At 62.2% G+C, this 20,014-nt stretch carries 18 protein-coding genes; 13 read left to right on the forward strand and 5 right to left on the reverse strand.

What is annotated here, in order from left to right:
* Genes GCN74_RS11850 through GCN74_RS11860 form a run of 3 tightly spaced genes read right to left on the reverse strand, consistent with a single transcriptional unit; the run spans position 1 to position 3,192 of the window.
* Positions 1-1,098 (reverse strand): ABC transporter substrate-binding protein, encoded by a 1,098-nt coding sequence (locus GCN74_RS11850; protein WP_152256875.1) that lies wholly within the window; start codon positions 1,096-1,098, stop codon positions 1-3.
* Between the two features lie 48 nt (positions 1,099-1,146).
* Positions 1,147-2,127, reverse strand: coding sequence for a Bug family tripartite tricarboxylate transporter substrate binding protein (locus tag GCN74_RS11855; protein ID WP_193317050.1), 981 nt, complete (start codon positions 2,125-2,127; stop codon positions 1,147-1,149).
* A gap of 3 nt (positions 2,128-2,130) precedes the next feature.
* Entirely contained in the window at positions 2,131-3,192 is a 1,062-nt protein-coding gene (locus GCN74_RS11860) for a porin (RefSeq protein WP_152256876.1), read from the reverse strand.
* A 214-nt stretch (positions 3,193-3,406) separates the two neighbouring features.
* On the opposite strand from GCN74_RS11860, the gene GCN74_RS11865 reads away from it, so the two are divergent.
* The 4 genes from GCN74_RS11865 to GCN74_RS11880 all read left to right on the forward strand — a co-directional run bounded on the left by GCN74_RS11865 (position 3,407) and on the right by GCN74_RS11880 (position 6,880).
* On the forward strand, positions 3,407-4,129 hold the full coding sequence (locus GCN74_RS11865; RefSeq protein ID WP_152256877.1) for a response regulator: 723 nt from the start codon (positions 3,407-3,409) through the stop codon (positions 4,127-4,129).
* Positions 4,130-4,137: 8 nt separating this feature from the next.
* On the forward strand, positions 4,138-5,640 hold the full coding sequence (locus GCN74_RS11870; RefSeq protein WP_226939003.1) for a sensor histidine kinase: 1,503 nt from the start codon (positions 4,138-4,140) through the stop codon (positions 5,638-5,640).
* A 168-nt stretch (positions 5,641-5,808) separates the two neighbouring features.
* A complete protein-coding gene (locus GCN74_RS11875; protein ID WP_152256878.1) occupies positions 5,809-6,369 on the forward strand; it encodes an outer membrane beta-barrel protein in 561 nt (186 codons plus the stop codon).
* Positions 6,370-6,514: 145 nt separating this feature from the next.
* The gene (locus GCN74_RS11880; protein ID WP_152256879.1) at positions 6,515-6,880 is read left to right on the forward strand and encodes a ribonuclease E inhibitor RraB; all 366 of its coding nucleotides are present in this window, start codon (positions 6,515-6,517) and stop codon (positions 6,878-6,880) included.
* A 63-nt stretch (positions 6,881-6,943) separates the two neighbouring features.
* Here the strand turns inward: GCN74_RS11880 and GCN74_RS11885 are convergent, their stop codons facing one another.
* Together GCN74_RS11885 and GCN74_RS11890 are read right to left on the reverse strand one after the other, a co-directional pair.
* The gene (locus GCN74_RS11885; protein WP_152256880.1) at positions 6,944-8,266 is read right to left on the reverse strand and encodes a homoserine dehydrogenase; all 1,323 of its coding nucleotides are present in this window, start codon (positions 8,264-8,266) and stop codon (positions 6,944-6,946) included.
* A 72-nt stretch (positions 8,267-8,338) separates the two neighbouring features.
* Complete coding sequence (locus GCN74_RS11890) at positions 8,339-9,568, reverse strand: pyridoxal phosphate-dependent aminotransferase (protein ID WP_152256881.1); 1,230 nt, start codon at positions 9,566-9,568, stop codon at positions 8,339-8,341.
* 425 nt (positions 9,569-9,993) lie between these two features.
* On the opposite strand from GCN74_RS11890, the gene GCN74_RS11895 reads away from it, so the two are divergent.
* The 9 genes from GCN74_RS11895 (at position 9,994) to GCN74_RS11935 (ending at position 19,991) form a co-directional block, all read left to right on the forward strand.
* A complete protein-coding gene (locus GCN74_RS11895; RefSeq protein WP_152256882.1) occupies positions 9,994-10,386 on the forward strand; it encodes an Mth938-like domain-containing protein in 393 nt (130 codons plus the stop codon).
* A complete protein-coding gene (locus tag GCN74_RS11900; protein WP_226939004.1) occupies positions 10,383-12,056 on the forward strand; it encodes a glycosyltransferase family 39 protein in 1,674 nt (557 codons plus the stop codon). The genes GCN74_RS11895 and GCN74_RS11900 overlap by 4 nt, the downstream gene beginning before the upstream one ends.
* A gap of 206 nt (positions 12,057-12,262) precedes the next feature.
* Positions 12,263-13,399 (forward strand): DegT/DnrJ/EryC1/StrS family aminotransferase, encoded by a 1,137-nt coding sequence (locus tag GCN74_RS11905; protein ID WP_152256883.1) that lies wholly within the window; start codon positions 12,263-12,265, stop codon positions 13,397-13,399.
* 11 nt (positions 13,400-13,410) lie between these two features.
* Complete coding sequence (locus GCN74_RS11910; protein WP_152256884.1) at positions 13,411-14,406, forward strand: glycosyltransferase; 996 nt, start codon at positions 13,411-13,413, stop codon at positions 14,404-14,406.
* Positions 14,406-15,323, forward strand: coding sequence for a formyltransferase (locus GCN74_RS11915; protein ID WP_152256885.1), 918 nt, complete (start codon positions 14,406-14,408; stop codon positions 15,321-15,323). The genes GCN74_RS11910 and GCN74_RS11915 overlap by 1 nt, the downstream gene beginning before the upstream one ends.
* Before the next feature lie 21 nt (positions 15,324-15,344).
* Positions 15,345-16,397: a bifunctional UDP-4-keto-pentose/UDP-xylose synthase gene (locus GCN74_RS11920; protein WP_152256886.1), complete on the forward strand. Its 1,053-nt coding sequence runs from the start codon at positions 15,345-15,347 to the stop codon at positions 16,395-16,397.
* Positions 16,397-17,356, forward strand: a complete 960-nt coding sequence (locus GCN74_RS11925; RefSeq protein WP_152256887.1) for a polysaccharide deacetylase family protein — start codon at positions 16,397-16,399, stop codon at positions 17,354-17,356. Before GCN74_RS11920 ends, GCN74_RS11925 begins: the two co-directional genes overlap by 1 nt.
* A 74-nt stretch (positions 17,357-17,430) precedes the next feature.
* Positions 17,431-17,901, forward strand: coding sequence for a peroxiredoxin (locus GCN74_RS11930; RefSeq protein ID WP_152256888.1), 471 nt, complete (start codon positions 17,431-17,433; stop codon positions 17,899-17,901).
* Between the two features lie 290 nt (positions 17,902-18,191).
* Positions 18,192-19,991, forward strand: coding sequence for a PhoH family protein (locus tag GCN74_RS11935; protein WP_152256889.1), 1,800 nt, complete (start codon positions 18,192-18,194; stop codon positions 19,989-19,991).
* Positions 19,992-20,014: the final 23 nt, after the last annotated feature.

Below are 20,014 nucleotides of genomic sequence, written 5' to 3' on the forward strand. Positions count from 1 at the left end.
TTATTTTTTGCCGGCTGTTTCTTTCCATTGCTTCAGGAAGGCCATGCGCTTGGCAGGTCCCAAAAATTGCAGGATGATCGGATGCACGGGAATCGGCTTGACGTTGGCCGCGCCGATTTCCTTGATCAGTTCAGCCGACGTCGTTTCGCCCGTGACATCGGCGCGGATGGCAAACAGCTTGGCGCCGTTGGCGATGATGGTCTGGCCGCGGTGCGACAGCACGTAATCGAGCCACAGCTTGCTGGCGTTGACGTTCTTCGCGTTCTTGTTGATGAACTGCACGCGCGACAGGATCAGGGTGTAATCCTTGGGCAGCACGACGCCGATCGATGGATCGGTCTTGGCGCGCACCAGCGCATAGGAACCGAGCACGTTGTAGCCGATCAGATTTTCACCGGACGAGATGCGCTCCATCATGGTGCCCGTCGACGACTGCACGCGCACCTTGGCCGTGCCGAACGCGTTTTGCAGCGCCAGGAATTGCGGGTATTCCTTGGCATCCTGCGCCATGAACATGAAGCCCACGCCCGATTTCTCGATGTCGTAGGTGGTGACCTTGTCCTTGAATTTCGGCGTGGCGATCAGCTTGACGAAATCGTCGTGGTTCTTCGGCACTTCCTTAGCATCGAGCAGGCGCTTGTTGTAGACGATGGCGGCCGGCTCGAACGTGGTGCCGTAGGCCTGGTCGTCCCACATCGCCCAGCCGGGAATCTTCGACGCTTCGACGGACTTGTATTTCAGGGCGTAGCCATCCGAGGCCAGGCGCATCTGCAGGTCCATCGCCGACGACCACATCACGTCGGCCGTGTTGCCGCCGGCGGCCACTTCGGAAATGAAGCGGTTGTACACTTCGGTGGAATTCATGTCGTTGTATTCGACCGTGATGCCCGGGTACAGGGCGCTGAAATCCTTGATCAGCGGCGCGGCGGCCTTGCTGTCGGTGGCGCTGTAGATCACGACCTTGCCTTCCTTCTTGGCCGCATCGATGATCTTCTGGTAATCGGCCGGATAGCCGGCCGGCACTTGCGCGAAAGCGGCGCCGGCCAGGCTGGCAAACGCGGTGGCAAGGGCGGCTTGAAGCAGGGTCTTGGTTTGCATGGGGTTGTCTCCGTCTGTGAAATAGATTTTTTTAAAATGGGATGCCGTTCAGCGCATGAGCCCAAGTTCCGTCGCCTGCCGCGCATATTCATCGACGGCCTTCCTGACATACGCGGTCAGCTTCGCTCCCGTCAGCGCGAACGGATACAGGCCGGCCTGCGCGCGCCATTCGGCGAACTGCGGCGTGGCCATGGCGCGCTCGAACGTGGCGACCCAGCGCTGGTAGTCCGCATCGGGCACCTGCGGCCCCATCCACACGCCGCGGATGATGGGCCAGACCACGTCGACGCCCTGCTCGCGCGCCGTCGGCACGCCGGCCAGCACGCCCGGCAGGCGTTTTTCCGACAGCACGGCCAGCACGCGCGCATGGTTGGCGCTGGCGTTCAGCGTGGCTTCGGACGTGTCGCCCGAGACCACCTGCACGTAATCGGCCTGCATCGCCGTGAACACTTCGCCGCCGCCTTCCAGCGCGACGAAGCGCAGCACTTTCGGATCGATGCCCGCATGGCGCGCCACCAGCGCCATCTTCAGCCAGTCCTGGCTGCCGATGGTGCCGGAGACGCCGATCAGCACCTTGTCCGGATGCTGGCGCAGCGCGGCGATCAGGTCGGCCAGCGTCTTGTAGGGCGAATCGCTGCGCACGGCGATCATGCCGTAGTCGGCGCCCAGCGCCGCCACCCAGCGCACGTCGCCCGCCTTCGCATTGCCGAACTTGCCCTGTGCCAGGTTGAGCAGCGAACCGCCCGAAAACGCCACCAGGGTGTTCGGCTCCGCGCGGCGCCGTTGCGAGGCCATCGAATGCCATGCCACGGCACCGATGCCGCCGGGCAGATAACTGATGCGCATCGGCGCCATGGCGGCTGCCGCGCCCTCCTGCGCCAGGCCTTTTTTCGCCAGCTTGCAGGTCAGGTCCATGGCGCCGCCCGGTTTGGACGGCACCACGCACTCGGCTGGTGCGGACGCCTGCGCCCCCGCCACGGCGGGCAGCAGGCACAGCAAGGACAGCAACAGGGAGCGCAGCGTCGTCATGGCTTAGAAGCGGTGCTGGATGCCGGCGATCAGGCCGCGCTGCGTGTCGCCGAAACCGGCATCGTCGCGCGACAGGCTGACCAGCTGGTTGTGCTTGGCCTTGGCGTAGGCGCCGGCCACATACAGGTCGGTGCGCTTGGACAGGGCGTAGCGCAGGCGCGCCACGTACATGATCGGATCGGCATCGAGGTTGGCGGCCACGTTTTTCACGTCCTGATAGTAGATCACGCCCGTCAGGGTGATGACCGGCGTGGTCTTGTAGCTGACGCCGCCCCAGTACAGGGTGCCGCGCACGTCGGCCTTGCCGGCGGCAGCGGGATCGAGCTTGTAGTCGCGCGCTGCCGCCTGCACCTTCCACGGGCCGTCGTCATACATGGCGCCCAGGTGGTACACGGTGGTCTTGTCGCGCGCGCCGCCGGCGATGGCGTTGCCGTTGACCTGTTCATACGTGGCCAGCAGGCTGACAGGTCCCGTCTTGTAGGTGACGGCGGTCGACAGCTTGGCGCTGTCCGAGGCGCCCGTCGTCTGTTCGCCGAAGCCGTACGATGCGCCGTAGCTGAAATCGCCCGTCTTGCCCGAGTACTTGACCATGTTGTCGAAGGCCGTCGTCATGCCGTACTTGCTCGGCCCCGTCGCGTTGCCCGAGGTGGCCCACGAGTAGTACGGCGCATACGCCATCGGATCGAACGGCAGCACGAAGTCATATACGGTGGTGAACGAGCGGCCCAGCACGACGCGGCCGAATGCGCCTTCCAGGCCCACGTTGGCCTGGCGCTTGAACAGCGCGCCGTCGGCAGCGCCCGTGTCGACCAGGATGCCGCCTTCCAGATTGAACACGGCTTTCAGGCCGCCGCCCAGGTCTTCGCTGCCCAGGATGCCCCAGCGCGAGGTGTTCATGCCGCCCGAGCTCACTTGCGTCATCGAGCTTTTGTTCGGACCGGCATTGCTGGTGGTGCTGACGCCCGCGTCCAGGCGGCCGTACAGGGTGACGTTCGATTCGGCCTGGGCGCTGCCTGCAGCGGCGAGTACCGCCATGGCGGCCAGCGAGAATGCAGTTTTCTTCATGTAGAGTGTCTCCCTTAGATATAGTTATTAGTGATATGCCTGATCAATTTCATGAATCAGGATCACACTATATGAGCGCGATCCTTTCAATTCGCTTTCAGACTGACAGGTGTCGCCGGCCAGCCACAAGCCATACCAACAAATTCATTGCCGCCCCTGTCGGCGCAGCGCCGGCAGGCTTACACTGCATCGTTTCAAACGAATGGCGGAGACCATGCGCATATTATTAGTGGAAGACCATCTGGAGCTGTCGCACTGGCTGGCAAAGGCCCTGCGCGACGCGCACCTGACGGTGGAGACCGCCCACAACGGCGCCGATGCCGACGCCCTGCTGCACACGCAGGAATACTCATTGGTGCTGCTCGACCTGACCCTGCCGAAGATGGACGGCCTGGACGTGCTCCGCCGCCTGCGCGCGCGCGGCGGCACGCGCGGCAAGACTCCCGTCATGATACTGACGGCACGCGGCGGCCTCGATGAAAAAGTGCAGGGCCTGAACCTGGGCGCCGACGACTACATGGCCAAGCCGTTCGAACTGGCCGAACTGGAAGCGCGCGTGAAAGCCCTGCTGCGCCGCAGCCAGGGCAACGAAGCGCTCGTGCACGCCTGCGGCGCCCTCAGTTTCGACACCGTCACGCGCATGTTCAGCTATGCTGGCGCCCCGTTTCCCCTGACGCCGCGCGAACACGCGGTGCTCGAAGCGCTGATCACGCGCTCGGGGCGCGCCGTGTCGAAGGAAAAACTGTTCGACGAAGTCTTCGCGCTGGCCGACGACGCCAACCTGGACGCCATCGAACTGTACATCCACCGCGTGCGCAAGAAGCTCGAAAACGGCGTGGAAAGCGGCTCGCCCGACGGCGCCGTCATCACCACGCTGCGCGGCATCGGCTACCTGCTGCAGCCGCGCAGCGCCATGGCGCCGGCCGCGCCGAAATGAGCGCCGCCATGCAGCACCCGCGTCCGCGCCCGCCCCTGCTCGAGCGCCTGCGCCGGCGCTGGACGCAGGGCCGGCCGCTGGGCAGCCTGCGCAGCCAGTTGCTGCGCTGGCTGCTCATTCCGCTGGTGATGCTGGTGCTGCTCGATGCCGTTTTCGTCTACCGCAACGCGCTCGACGCGGCCGACATGGCCTACGACCGCTCCCTGCTGGCGTCGACGCGGGCGCTGGCCGAGCGCGTCTCCATCGTGGGCGGCAAGGTGGTGGCCGAAGTACCCTACGTGGCGCTCGACAGCTTCGAGACCGACACCCTGGGCCGCATCTACTACAAGGTCACGGGCATCAACGGCGAACTGGTGTCGGGCTATGGCGACCTGCCGCCCGTGCCGAAAAACGTGCCCCGCTCGCAAAACTATCCGGCCCTGGTGCGCTTCTACCACGCCGACTACCACGGCAAGCCGATCCGCATCGCGGCGCTGCTGCAGCCCGTGTATGACGATTCGATGCGCGGCATCGCCCTGATCCAGGTGGCCGAGACGCTGGACGCGCGGCGCGGCCTGTCGAACCAGATCCTGTTCGATACCCTGCTCTGGCAGGCAGCGATGATACTGGTGATGGGCGCCCTCGTGTGGTTTGCCGTGCGCCTGGTGCTGCAGCCGCTGATGCGCCTGAAAACGGAAGTCGAGACGCGCACCCTGTCCGACCTGTCCGACGTCGATCCCGCACTCGTGCACCGGGAAATGCGCCCGCTGGTGAGCGCCATGAACGGCTCCATGTCGCGCCTGCAGCAGCTGATCGCCAGCCAGCGCCGGTTCATCGCCGACGCCTCGCACCAGCTGCGCACGCCGCTGACGGTGCTGAAAACCCAGGCCGAGCTGGCCATGCGCGAATGCGACCGCCAGGCGGGCGCGCCGCCGGACATCGCCGCCTTGCGCGACATCGTGCGCTCGATCGCCGCCACCACGGATTCGACGGTGCTGCTGGCCAACCGCCTCCTGACCCTGGCACGCATCGAGCATGGCGGCGACAGCCTGGCCATGGAAACCGTGCCGCTGCGCGACGTGGCGCAGCAGGTAGGGCTGGAAATGGCCATGGCCGCCGTCGGCAAGCATATCGACCTGTCGCTGGAAGCGCCCGACGAAGCGCCCGTGCATGGCCAGGCCCTGCTGCTGCACGAACTGGTGGCCAACCTGGTCGACAATGCGCTGCGCTACACGCCGCACGGCGGCAACGTGACCCTGCGCGTGCGCGTGACGGAAACGGATGGCGCCAGCGCCGAAACGGTGCTGGAAGTGGAAGACAGCGGCGCCGGCATCCCGCCGGCCGAACGCGAGCGCGTATTCACGCCGTTCTACCGCGTGGGCGCGGCGCTCGAGAGCAACCCCGGCGGCGCCGGACTGGGCCTGGCCATCGTGCGCGACATCGCCGCCCTGCACGGCGCCCGCCTGGCGCTGGCGACGGCGGCGAATGGCCACGGATTGAAGGTCAGCGTGCATTTCGGAGGCACCGCATGATGGCCGGCACAGATAGTTCTTCGATAGCAGCTGTTGCCCAAAAACAACACATAATTTATTTCTAATATTTTTAAGATAATTGCCTTACATAAACATATTCATCCCTATACAATTCGGCTCCCATTAAGCGGCGAGACAGTCTCTCCGCATTAATTACCTAGGATTAATATGAAAAAGCAATTGTTTGCAGTAGTCGTCGGCGCCGCCCTGGCATTCCCTTTGTTCGCACAAGCTGAAAACATTTATGTCGGCGCGAATGTGGGCCGTTCGGAATTGAAATTGTCGGGTGATGAAGTTTCGGGCAAAGAAAACAAAACCGGCTTTAAAGCTTACGCTGGCTACGATTTCACGCAAAACTTCGGCGCAGAAGCAGGCTACGTCAATTTCGGCAAACTGAAAGAAAGCGAAGGCAAGGAATCGCTGAGCATGGAAACCAGCGCTTTCTACGTAGCAGCCACGGGCACACTGCCACTGAACGAACAATTCTCGCTGTTCGCAAAAGCTGGTGTAACACAAAACCACACCAAAGTTAAATTGAACTTGGTCGGTTTCAACGCCAGCGGCTCGAAAAACAAAACTGCCGCCCTGTTTGGCATCGGCGCAGCTTATAACTTCAATAAAAACCTGTCGGCCGTTGCCGAATACGAAAACTTCGGCAAAACGCTGAGCCAGGATGGTATGAAACTGAAAGCCGACCTGCTGTCGATCGGCCTGCGTTACAAGTTCTAATTCACGCTCACGCGAATTGGAATCAAGCCGTTTTTAACGGCTGATAAAAAAACCGGCATGCAGCCGGTTTTTTTATGGGCGCATGGCGTACACGCGGCATGAATGCTAAGATCGCGCCCTGAGATTTTAATGAAGGCAGATTGCCATGATGACCAAAGAAGACGTAAGCGAACTGTTCGCCAACATCGCCGAGAACGCGCCCTGGGACCTCTCCCAGCCGCTGCTGTGGGGCTATTACTTCACCAATCCCACGTCCGAACCGCTGGAGCAGGCGGCCGCCCTGCTGGCCATCCAGGGCTACCGCCCCGTGGAACTGTACCAGCCGGAACTCGACGATCCGGCGGCACCGCCCGTGTGGGTGCTGCACGTGGAAAAGGCCGAAGTGCATGGCGTCGACAGCCTGCACGCGCGCAATGGCGAACTGATGGCGTTTGCCCAGGAAAACCAGCTGGCCAGCTATGACGGCATGGACGTGGGCCCCGTCGGCGCGCCCGCCGCGCCGCAGCTGTAAGACAGTCATCGGATGAAAAAACGGCGCCCGCGGGCGCCGTTTTGCATGGATCGCCGCAAACGGTCAGCTGAGGTTTTCCAGGCGGATCTTGGTGACCGTGCCCACCACGCTGTTGAGCGCTTCCATCTTCTCGATGGCGGCCGTGACGTTCTTTTCCTGCGTCTGGTGCGTCAGCATGATGATGTCCGTGTGCGTCTCGCCTTCGGCCGGCTCTTTTTGCAGCATGGCGTCGATCGAGATGCTGCGCTCGGCCAGGATGCGCGTCAGGTCCGCCAGCACGCCCGGCTGGTCGGCCACGTGCATGCGCAGGTAGTAGCTGGTGGTGATTTCCGACATCGGCAGGATGGCGATGTCGGTCATCGCGTTCGGCTGGAACGCCAGGTGCGGCACGCGGTGTTCCGGGTCGGCCGTGGCCAGGCGGGTGATGTCGACCAGGTCGGCGATCACCGACGAAGCGGTCGGCTCGGCGCCCGCGCCGCGGCCCGAGTACAGGCTGGCGCCGACGGCGTCGCCATGCACCAGCACCGCATTCATGGCACCTTCCACATTGGCGATCAGGCGCTTGGCCGGGATCAGGGTCGGATGCACGCGCAGTTCGATGCCTTCCACGCCATTGACGGTGGTGCGCCTGGTGATGCCCAGCAGCTTGATGCGGTAGCCCAGCTGCTCGGCGTAGCGGATGTCGACGGCATTGAGGTTGCTGATGCCTTCCACATAGGCCTTGTCGAACTGCACCGGAATGCCGAAGGCGATGGCGGACATGATGGTGGCCTTGTGCGCGGCGTCGACGCCTTCGATATCGAAGGTGGGATCGGCTTCCGCGTAACCCAGTTCCTGCGCCTGTTTCAGCACGGTGGCGAAATCGAGGCCCTTGTCGCGCATTTCGGACAGGATGAAATTGGTGGTGCCGTTGATGATGCCGGCGATCCATTCGATGCGGTTGGCCGTCAAGCCTTCGCGCAGCGCCTTGATGATGGGGATGCCGCCGGCAACGGCCGCCTCGAAGGCCACCATCACGCCCTTGTCCTGGGCGGCGGCGAAGATTTCATTGCCGTGCACGGCCAGCAGTGCCTTGTTGGCCGTGACCACGTGCTTGCCGTTGGCGATCGCCTGCATCACCAGGGTTTTCGACAGGTCGTAGCCGCCGATCAGTTCGACGACGATGTCGATCTCGGGATCGTTGACGATCAGGTGCGGATCGCTGACGACCTTGCAGGCGCCGGCGACCAGCGCTTCGGCGCGCGCCACGTCGCGCACGGCGACGGCGACGACTTCGATGCCGCGGCCCGCGCGGCGCTTGATTTCTTCCTGGTTGCGTTTCAGGACGCTGAACGTGCCGTAACCGACATTGCCCAGGCCCAGCAGGCCGATCTTGATGGATTTCATAGTGTGCTTGACTGCTCATAAGTGGCGCCCCGTTGGGCGGCGCCAGGTTGATCGATATTGCTACTGGCCGGCTCAGCCCCGGCTGTGACGCTTGCGGTAACCTTCGAGGAAGCGCGCAATGCGGCCCATGGCCTCGGTCAGGTCATCGGAATTGGGCAGGAAGACGACGCGGAAATGGTCGGGCGCGATCCAGTTGAAGCCCGTGCCCTGCACGATCAGGACCTTCGCTTCGGCCAGCAATTCATAGGCAAACTGCTGGTCGTCGGCGATCGGATAGATCTCCGGGTCCAGGCGCGGGAACATGTACAGCGCGGCCTTCGGCTTGACACAGGTGACGCCCGGAATATCCGTCAGCAGCTTGTGCGCCAGGTCGCGCTGTTTCAACAGGCGCCCGCCCGGCCCCACCAGGTCTTGTATGCTCTGGTAGCCGCCCAGCGCCGTCTGGATGGCAAACTGCCCCGGCGCGTTGGCGCACAGCCGCATCGAGGCCAGCATGTTGAGGCCTTCGATGTAATCCTTGGCGTGGCGCTTTTCGCCCGAGACCACCATCCAGCCGGAGCGGTAGCCGCAGGAGCGGTAATTCTTCGACAGGCCGTTCATGGTGATGAACAGCACGTCGTCGGCCAGCGAGGCGATCGACACGTGCTCGGCTTCGTCGTACAGCACCTTGTCGTAGATCTCGTCGGCGAAAATGATCAATTGGTGCTGGCGCGCCAGTTCGACGATCTGCAGCAGCACGGACACCGGGTACAGCGCGCCCGTCGGATTGTTCGGGTTGATGACGACGATGGCCTTGGTGTGCGGCGTGATCTTGCGGCGCATGTCCTCGATGTCGGGATACCACTCGTTCTGCTCGTCGCACACATAATGCACGGGATTGCCGCCCGACAGGCTGACGGCGGCCGTCCACAGCGGGTAATCAGGCGCCGGCACCAGCACTTCGTCGCCGCTGTTGAGCAGCGCGTTCATCGACATGACGATCAGTTCCGAGGCGCCGTTGCCCAGGTAGATGTCATCGATGGTCACGCCGGCGATATTCTTGCCCTGCGTGTAGTGCATGACGGCCTTGCGCGGCGCGAACATGCCTTTCGAATCCGTATAGCCGGCCGCATTCTGCAGGTTGAGCATCATGTCGCGCACGATCTCGTCGGGCGGATCGAAGCCGAATACGGCCAGGTTGCCGATATTGAGCTTGGTGATCTTGTGGCCTTCTTCTTCCATTTGCCTGGATTTTTCCAGGACCGGGCCGCGGATGTCATAGCAGACGTCCGCCAATTTATTCGATTTCTGAATCGGTCGCAAAATAAATCCCTGTCGTGATGCGGCGCGGAGAACCAAGCTTGCAGCATGGTAGCCGCGCCAGAACTGTGAACCCGTGAAACTGCAATGCGAAAGACTGCAAGGCGAAAACAACCATTCTCGCCGAAAACAGGCCATTTTATCAAATTAAACATGGTGAACGGCCGCATTTGACGCCGATTCTGCCACGCCGGGCCATTTGAACGGCAAGCGGGCGGGCGCCCTCTTCATCTTCCCTTAATCTTGCCCCATTACCATGGTACAAGCACGCACTGCCGCTGTGGCGCCGAACATTGCGATTTGGAAAGGATGTTGCTTTTCAGTCGCTCTTTTCTGTCATTTATGGCATGCTTACGCCCTTGGCCGCGGCCCCCAGTTTGGCCCCGCGCGTACCGATCAACCGACACGACCAGCCCCCCGATATCGCCATGAAACTCCATGCCAGCAGCACCCAACAATACCAGACTGTCACCGGCTATGACGAAAACGGCGTCGAGATCAATGCCCAGCCGTACAACTACAGCCTGATCGTCATGCCGGAAACGCCGCCACGCGCGTGGGAAGTGGCCAGTTTCGAGCAGCTGAACGAGGCGCATTTCGCGCAGATCCTGGCCGACGCCCCCGACGTGGTCATCCTCGGCACGGGCGAGCGCCAGCGTTTCGTGCATCCGAAGCTGACGGCCGCGCTGACCATGCGCCGCATCGGCGTCGAATGCATGGATAGCCAGGCAGCTTGCCGCACATACAACATCCTGATGGGCGAAGGCCGCAAGGTCACCCTGGCCCTGATCCTGGCCCCGGGCGCGGGCAGCGCTGCATGAAGCTCAATATTAACGAACTGCACTCGTCGCGGGTGCTGATGTGGTCCCTGCTGGGCATCTTCATCGTCGTCACCCTGTATGCGCTGGGCGTGCGTACCCTGGTACCGCCCGACGAGGGCCGCTACGCGGAGATGGCGCGCGAAATGTTCGTCACGGGCGACTGGATCACCACGCGCCTGAACGGCATCAAATACTTTGAAAAACCGCCGCTGCAAACGTGGATGAATGCGCTGACCTTCGCCGCCTTCGGCCTGGGCGAATGGCAGGCACGCCTGTGGACTGGCCTGTGCGGCATCATCGGCGTGTGCATGACGGCGTATGCGGGCAAGAAAGTGTTCGGTCCCCGCGCGGGCCTGTATGCGGGCCTGGTGCTGGCATCGAGCCTGTTCTGGCTCGCTTCCGGCCAGATCAATTCGCTGGACATGGGCCTGTCGGGCATGATGACGCTCACCCTGGGCAGCCTGCTGGTGGCCCAGCGCGACGAGGCGACGGCGCGCGAGCGGCGCAACTGGATGCTGGCCTGCTGGGCCAGCATGGCGCTGGCCGTGCTGGCAAAAGGGCTGATCGGCATCGTGTTGCCGGGCGCCGTGCTGGTGCTGTATTCGCTGTGCGCGCGCGACTGGCGCATCTGGACGCGCTTGCACCTGGTCAAGGGCTTGCTCGTCTTCTTTGCCATCGCCACGCCATGGTTCGTGCTGGTCGCCCTGCGCAATCCGGAGCAGCCGCATTTCTTCTTCATCCACGAGCACTTCCAGCGCTTCCTGATGAAGGGCCACAAGCGCGAAGGCGCCTGGTACTACTTCCTGGTCCTGCTGATCCCCGGCACCCTGCCATGGATAGGCGTGCTGCCGCAAAGCCTGGCCGCCGCCTTCCAGCGCCAGGATGGCGCTTTCCAGCCCCGCTTGATGCTGCTGGTCTGGGCCGTCTTCATTTTCTTCTTCTTCAGCTATTCGACCTCGAAGCTGCCCGGCTACATCGTGCCCATCTTCCCCGCGCTGGCGCTGATGGTGGCGCTGTACCTGGAATCGGCCTCGCGCCGCCAGCGCATGCTGGCCGCCGGCCTGCTGTGCGTGCTGGGCGCGGCCATCCTGATCGGCGGACCGATCGCGTTCGGCAAGGCCAGCGCACGCGATGCGCAAGCCCTGATCGCGCTCAAGGGCTACCAGCCCTGGCTGATGGCGGCCGGCTTCTTCGCCCTGGCCGGCGGCGCCCTGGCCCTGCTGCATGCGCGCCAATTACGCCGCGACATGACCGTGCTGACGATCGCCGGCGCCGGCTTCCTGGCCACGCACTGCATCCTGGCCGGCTCCGAACTGTACGGCCAGAACCGCGCCGGCACGGACATGCTGCCGCAGATCCAGGCGGAACTGACGGCCGATACCAAGCTGTACTCGGTAGGCATCTATGAACAGTCGCTGACCTATTATCTGCAGCGGCCCGTGATCCTCGTCGATTACTGGGATGAGTTCACGTTTGGCCTGAAACAGCAGCCCGAACTGTCCATGCCGACCATCGAGCCGTTCATTGCGCAGTGGACCAACGATGCCAATGCGGGCGTGCACGACATGGCCATTATCAGCCTGAACCGTTACAAGGATTTGCAGCAACGTGGCGTGCCCATGCGTGTCATTGCCGAAGATGCGCGCCGCATGGTCATTGCCAACAAATAAATAGTTAACAGGGGCGCGAGGCAGTACGGATCGCGCCCCCGGCCAGCTTTGCCCCGCCCCCGCACCAGCAGGATTTTTCACCGCTGAATGGGCTGCGCCACCATACTAACGATATAAAATAGCCATGCCTGCCGGCGGCCCTGACCGTACTGGCAGCCTTGGCGATACCGATACCCTGACAAAATACAGACCCAAGAACCGCGCCCATGACCTCTACCCTGCCCTTTTTGCCTTTTTCCAAACCCACCATCGATGAAGCGACCATCGCCGCCGTCGGCGAGGTGCTGCGCTCGGGCTGGATCACCAGCGGCCCGAAAGTGCAAGCCTTCGAAGCCCAGCTGTCCGAATATTTCGGCGGACGCCCCGTGCGCACCTTCAATTCGGGTACCTGCACCATGGAAATCGCGCTGCGCATCGCCGGCATCGGCCCCGGTGACGAAGTCATCACCACGCCCGTGTCGTGGGTAGCGACGGCCAACGTCATCATCGAAGTGGGCGCCACGCCCGTGTTTGCCGATATCGACCCCGTCACGCGCAATCTCGACCTCGACAAGCTGGAAGCGGCCATCACGCCCCGCACGAAAGCCATCATTCCCGTCTACCTGTCGGGCCTGCCCGTCGACATGGACCGTTTGTACGCGATTGCCGACAAGTACAAATTGAGAGTCGTGGAAGACGCGGCGCAAGCGTTCGGCTCCACCTGGAAAGGCAAGCGCATCGGTTCGTTCGGCGACTTCGTCTCGTTCAGCTTCCAGGCCAACAAGAACATCACCACGGGCGAAGGCGGCGCGCTGGTCCTGAACAACCTGGAAGAAGCCAAGCTGGCCGAGAAATACCGGCTGCAGGGCGTCACGCGCAGCGGCGTCGACGGCATCGACGTAGATGTGCTCGGCGGCAAATACAACATGAGCGACATCATGGCCGCCATCGGCCTGGGCCAGTTTGCCAATATCGAAGCGATCACGGCCCACCGCCGCGCGCTGGCACGCCACTATTTCGCGCAATTCGGCAGCGATTTCGAAGCGCAGAGCGGCGCCCAGCTGCCCGTGCAAGACTTTGAGAACAGCAACTGGCATTTGTTCCAGATCATCCTGCCCGACAATGGCCCCGGCACGCGTGCCGCGTTCATGCAGCAAATGGCGCAGCAAAACGTGGGAACGGGCTATCATTACGCACCGATCCACTTGTTTACCATGTACCGCGAGCGCGGCTTTACCGAGGGCATGTTCCCCGTCTCGGAAAAGATCGGCCGCCTGACCGTGACCTTGCCGATGTTCTACGCCATGACGACACAGGACGTGGAACGGGCCGTCGCCACCGTCAAATCCATCCTCATCAAGTGAGCAGCGCGCCGATGAAACCTGAACTGTCCATTATTATTCCCATCTACAACGAGCAGGATGGCCTGGCCAGCCTGTTCGCGCGCCTGTATCCGGCCCTGGACGCCTTGCAGACCAGCTACGAGATCCTCTTCGTCAATGACGGCAGCCGCGACAATTCGGTGGCCATCCTGGCGGAACAGTTCCGCCAGCGCCCCGACGTCACGCGCGTGATCTTATTCAACGGCAATTATGGCCAGCACATGGCCATCCTGGCCGGCTTTGAAGCCTCGCGCGGGCAGATCATGATCACGCTCGACGCCGACCTGCAGAATCCGCCCGAAGAAATCGGCAACCTGGTGGCGAAGATGCGCGAAGGCTACGATTACGTGGGTTCGATCCGCCGCAAGCGCCAGGATTCCGCCTGGCGCACCCTGGCCTCGAAGATGATGAACCGCTTGCGCGAGCGCATCACCAACATCAAGATTACCGACCAGGGCAATATGTTGCGCGCGTATGGCCGCAATGTCATCGACCTCGTCAACCAGTGCGCCGAAGTCAATACCTTCGTGCCCGCCCTGGCCTACACGTTTGCCCGCAAGCCCACGGAAATTACCGTCGAGCACGAGGAACGCTCGGCCGGCGAGTCGAAATACTCGCTGTACAGCCTGATCCGCCTCAATTTCGACCTGGTCACGGGCTTTTCGCTGATTCCCCTGCAAATCTTTTCCATGCTGGGCATGGCGATGTCGCTGGGTTCGGCATTGCTGGTGATCTTCCTGCTGGTACGCCGTTTCCTGCTGGGCGCGGAAGCCGAAGGCGTATTCACCCTGTTTGCCATCGCCTTCTTCTTCATGGGCGTGATCCTGTTCGGCATCGGCCTGGTGGGCGAATACGTGGGACGCATCTTCCAGCAAGTGCGTGCCCGTCCCCGCTATGTGGTGCAAACCATCTTGCAGGACGGCATGCCCCAGGCGGAAGCCGAGGTGCCGTCGTATGTGCGCCTGGAAAAACGCCAGGTGGGCCGCTGATGGGCGCCCCGCGCGCCGTCGTCTTCGGCTACCACAATGTGGGCGTGCGCTGCATCAAGGTGCTGCTGGCCGGCGGCGTCGATATCGCCCTGGTCGTCACGCATGAAGACAGCCCCACGGAAAACCTGTGGTTCGAATCCGTCGCCAGCCTGTGCCGGGAAGAAGGCATTGCCTACATCACGCCCGGCGATGCCCGCGCGCCCGAACTGCTGGCGCAAGTGCAGGCAGCCCGGCCGGACATGCTGTTCAGTTTTTACTACCGCCACATGTTGCCCGCTAGCATCTTGGAAGTCGCTCCTGCCTACAATATGCACGGCTCGCTGCTGCCGCAGTTCCGCGGCCGCGCGCCCGTCAACTGGGCCGTGCTGCATGGCGCCACGGAGACGGGCGCCACCCTGCATGAAATGACGGTCAAGCCCGACGCCGGCGCCATCGTGGCGCAGACGGCCGTGCCCATCCTGCCCGACGACACGGCTTTCGAAGTCTTCGGCAAGGTCACCGTGGCGGCGGAACAGACGCTGTGGGGCGTGCTGCCGACCTTGCTGGACGGCACGGCGCCACGGCGGTTGAACGATCTGCGCCAGGGCGGCTATTTTGGCGGCCGCAAGCCGGAAGATGGCCGTGTCGACTGGAAGTTACCCGCGCAACAGGTGTACAACCTGCACCGGGCCGTGGCCCCCCCCTATCCCGGCGCCTTCACCGAAGTCAACAATGTCATTTACATCATCGAAAAAGCCCGTTTGAGCAAGCGTTCCGCAGGAAGTTTGCCACCGGGCTTGGCGGTAGTGGATAATTGCATCTTTGGCGTCTGCGGAGACGGCCGCATGCTGGCCATTTCCGCGCTGAGGGCTGCCGGGGAGCCGGTTTCGGCTCAGCAATTGCAAGCAAGTCTGACCGCCCGCGTCAGCACACACTGATATCACACAAGAGAATCTCATATGAAAAAAGTCCTCATCTTAGGCGTCAACGGCTTCATCGGCCACCACCTGTCCAAGCGCATCCTGGAAACCACCGACTGGCACGTGTATGGCATGGACATGAACACGGACCGCATCACGGAATTGCTGGAAGATGACAACTACAAGTCGCGCATGCACTTCTTCGAAGGCGACATCACGATCAACAAGGAATGGGTCGAGTACCACATCAAGAAATGCGATGTGATCCTGCCGCTGGTGGCCATCGCCACCCCATCGACCTACGTCAAGCAGCCGCTGCGCGTGTTCGAACTGGACTTCGAAGCCAACCTGCCTATCGTCCGCTCGGCCGCCAAGTACGGCAAGCACCTGGTCTTCCCGTCGACCTCGGAAGTGTATGGCATGTGCCACGACGAAGAATTCGATCCGGAAAACTCGGAACTGATCTGCGGCCCGATCAACAAGCCGCGCTGGATCTATTCGAACGCCAAGCAGCTGATGGACCGCGTGATCTGGGGCTACGGCATGGAAGGCTTGAACTTCACCCTGTTCCGTCCGTTCAACTGGATCGGCGCCGGCCTGGACTCGATCCACACGCCGAAAGAAGGTTCCTCGCGCGTGGTGACGCAATTCTTCGGCCACATCGTGCGCGGCGAGAACATCTCGCTGGTCGACGGCGGCGCGCAGAAACGCGCGTTCACCTATATCGACGACGGCATCGATGCATTGATCCGCATCATTGCCAACAAGAATGGCATCGCCAGCGGCAAGATCTACAACATTGGCAATCCGGTCAACAATTACTCGATCCGCGACCTGGCCGGCATGATGCTGACCCTGGCTGCCGAGTACCCGGAATACGCCGAAGGCGCGAAACACGTGAAAATCGTGGAAACGACGTCGGGTGCCTACTATGGCGCCGGCTACCAGGACGTGCAGAACCGCGTGCCGAAAATCACGAATACCTGCGAAGAACTGGGCTGGGTGCCGACCACCACCATGGCCGATTCCCTGCGCAATATTTTTGACGCCTACCGCAGCCAGGTAGCCCAAGCCAAAGCCTTGATGGATTAATGTTGAGCAAGCCGTTCCTGACCCTGAAGATCGACGTCGATACCTATCGCGGCACCCGCGAAGGCATGGGCAATCTGGTGCGCATGCTGGCCGCGCACCAGGCCAAGGCCACCTTTCTGTTCTCGCTGGGCCCCGACCACACGGGGTGGGCCTTGCGGCGCGCCTTGAAGCCCGGTTTTTTCAGCAAGGTGTCGCGCACTTCGGTGGTCGAGCACTATGGCTTGAAAACATTGATGTACGGCACCCTGTTGCCGGGACCCGATATCGGCAAGCTCTGCGCGGCGCAAATGCGCGCCGTGCGCGATGCCGGTTTCGAGTGCGGCATCCACACCTGGGATCACACCCTGTGGCAAGACAATGTGGCCAGGCGCAACGCTGCCTGGACCATCAACATGATGCGCAAGGCCGCCAGCCGCTACGAGCAGGTGTTTGGCGTGGCGCCGCACACGCACGGCGCGGCCGGCTGGCAAATGAATGTCAGCGCCTTCGTCGAACACGATACGGCAGGCTACCGCTTTGCCTCCGATGGCCGCGCCATGCTCGACGCGCGGGGCGCCATGCTGCATCCGACGAATGGCCCGCACCGCGTGCGCAATGGCAACACGATACTCAGCTGCGTGCAATTGCCCACCACCCTGCCCACCCTCGATGAGCTGCTGGGCTGCGAAATCGACGGCAAACTGATCACGACCGGCAATGTCGCCGCGCATATCCTGTCGCTGACGGCGGAAAATCCGCGCGACCACGTATATACCTTGCATGCGGAACTTGAAGGACAGAAACTCGCCCCCATTTTCGAACAACTGCTGGCTGGCTGGAAAGCCCAGGGCTACCAGTTTGCAGCGATGGGCGATTATTATGAAAAGATAAAAAATACGGACTTGCCCGTTTGCCCCGTCACCTGGGATGAGTTGCCTGGGCGTTCCGGACGCCTGATTGTGCAGGGCAAAGCGGCTTGAATGCTGTATTGTTGCACCTGGATGCGTTGCCAGATAAAAAACAGCGCTGATGATCACCGTTCAGGAGAGAACCTGTGGCTGATAGCCAATCCCTCGTTAGCATACCCGACTTTAGCGCCGCCATGACCAGCGGCAAGACCTTTCAGTTGCTGGGCCGCCCGGCCAAGGCCACGGTGCTGTTTTTCTATCCGAAGGACAACACCCCTGGTTGCACTACTGAAAACATCGCCTTCCGTGACGCCTATCCGCAATTTACCGCCGCCGGCGTGGAAATCTACGGCATCAGCCGCGATTCCCTGCGTTCGCACGAAAGCTTCAAAGCCAAGCTGGACCTGCCGTTCGAGCTCATTTCCGACCCGGACGAAGCCGTTTGCCTGCTGTTTAACGTCATGAAGATGAAACAGATGTACGGCAAGACGGTCCGCGGCGTCGAACGCAGCACGTTTGTGATTGACGCCCAGGGCCGATTGGTGAAAGAATGGAGAGGCGTGAAGGTCGCAACTCACGTGGAAGAAGTGCTGGAATTCGTGGCGCGTCTGAATTGATCGGCTGTTTTGATCACATGCGCGTTGCCAGCTTCCAGCGAGCTTAGTTCAACCGCAGTCCAGTTCACGCTACCTATCGCCATTTTGAGTCAACGAAGCGCCTCCACCCACTCCGCCAGGCGGGCCTGCAGCCCGCCGATGGCGTCCATGACCGGCCATGCCGCCGGCCTTCCGGCAGTTATTCGTCCTGTAGCATTGTTGTTTCCCCCGCATCCACCCCATGAGAAGTGCCGCCAGAAGCTGGCTGCCCATGGGCGATTCATTCCAGAAATTTTTTGATTGAGATCCTGATGCCACTGCCAAAATTACCGAGCAAGCCAGCCACCATCCTGGCCACCCAAGATTACCCAACCGCAGGCGCAGCGCGCCCGGCCACCAAAACCCCGGCAGCCAAGAAAGTGGCTGCACCGATTATTGAAGCGGCGATCGCCGAAGTTGCCAAGCCGGTCCGCAATGCGGCCACGAAGATCAAGCAAGTGGCGGCCCTGATGGTCGCCAAGCCGGCGCCGGCTGCGGCCGCCCCCGCTGCCGCGCCTGCCGCCCCTGCAAAAGCCTCGCCGGCGGCAAAAGGCAAGGTCACGCCGATCAAGTCTGTCAAGCAGGCCGAGCAGCCGCATCCGGCCAAGCACAAGGCCGTGGAAGTGCAGCTCAAGTCGTCCGCCAGCCGCGCCGCCGACCAGCGCGGCATCAGCAAGCTGTTCGTGCTCGACACCAACGTGCTGATGCACGATCCATCGTCGCTGTTCCGCTTCGAGGAACACGATGTGTACCTGCCGATGATGACCCTGGAAGAACTGGACAACCACAAGAAGGGCATGACGGAAGTGGCGCGCAATGCCCGCCAGGTCTCGCGCACCCTCGACGCCCTGATCAGCAATACGGATGACGACGCCATCGAGCACGGCATCCCTCTGTCCAAGCTGGGCAACAAGGATGCCAAGGGCCGCTTGTTCTTCCAGACCCGCCTGCAAAGCGCCGACCTGCCGGCTGGCTTGCCTGTTGGCAAGGCCGACAACCAGATCCTGGCCGTCGTGCGCTCGCTCGAGGCGGAACAGGATGGCCGCCCCGTCGTGCTGGTGTCGAAGGACATCAACATGCGCATCAAGGCGCGCGCCCTGGGCTTGCCGGCCGAAGATTACTTCAACGACCATGTGCTGGAAGACACGGACCTGCTGTACTCGGGCATCGTGCAATTGCCGGACGACTTCTGGAACAAGCACGGCAAGGACATGGAATCGTGGCAGGAAAGCAAGAACGGCTACAGCTCCACGTTCTACCGCGTGACGGGCCCGTTCATTCCATCGCTGCTGGTCAACCAGTTCATCTACCTGGAACCGAAAAACGGCGAAACGCCGTTCTACGGCCAGGTAAAACAGATCAACGGCAAGACGGCCGTGCTGCAGACGCTGCGCGACTTCAGCCACACGAAGAACAATGTGTGGGGCGTGACGGCGCGCAACCGCGAGCAGAACTTCGCGCTGAACCTGCTGATGAACCCGGAATGCGACTTCGTCACCCTGCTGGGCCAGGCCGGTACCGGCAAGACCCTGCTGGCCCTGGCCGCCGGCCTGGCGCAGGTGCTGGAAACCAAGCTCTACAATGAAATCATCGTGACCCGCGTGACGGTGCCCGTCGGCGAAGACATCGGTTTCCTGCCAGGCACGGAAGAAGAAAAAATGTCGCCATGGATGGGCGCCTTCGACGACAACCTGGAAGTGCTGAACAAGTCCGACTCCGATGGCGGCGAATGGGGCCGCGCGGCAACGCAAGACCTGATCCGTTCGCGCATCAAGATCAAGTCGCTCAACTTCATGCGCGGCCGCACCTTCGTCAACAAGTTCCTGATCATCGACGAAGCGCAAAACCTGACGCCGAAACAGGTCAAGACCCTGGTCACGCGCGCCGGTCCCGGCACGAAGATCTTGTGCCTGGGCAACATCGCCCAGATCGACACGCCATACCTGACGGAAGGCTCGAGCGGCCTGACCTACGTGGTCGACCGCTTCAAGGGCTGGACCCACAGCGGCCACGTCACCCTGGCCCGCGGCGAGCGTTCGCGCCTGGCCGACCACGCCAGCGAAGTGCTGTAGGTTGTACCGGGCAGCGCCAGCCG

Source organism: Janthinobacterium sp. FT14W (assembly GCF_009208755.1).
GTDB classification, from domain to species: Bacteria; Pseudomonadota; Gammaproteobacteria; order Burkholderiales; family Burkholderiaceae_D; genus Janthinobacterium; species Janthinobacterium violaceinigrum.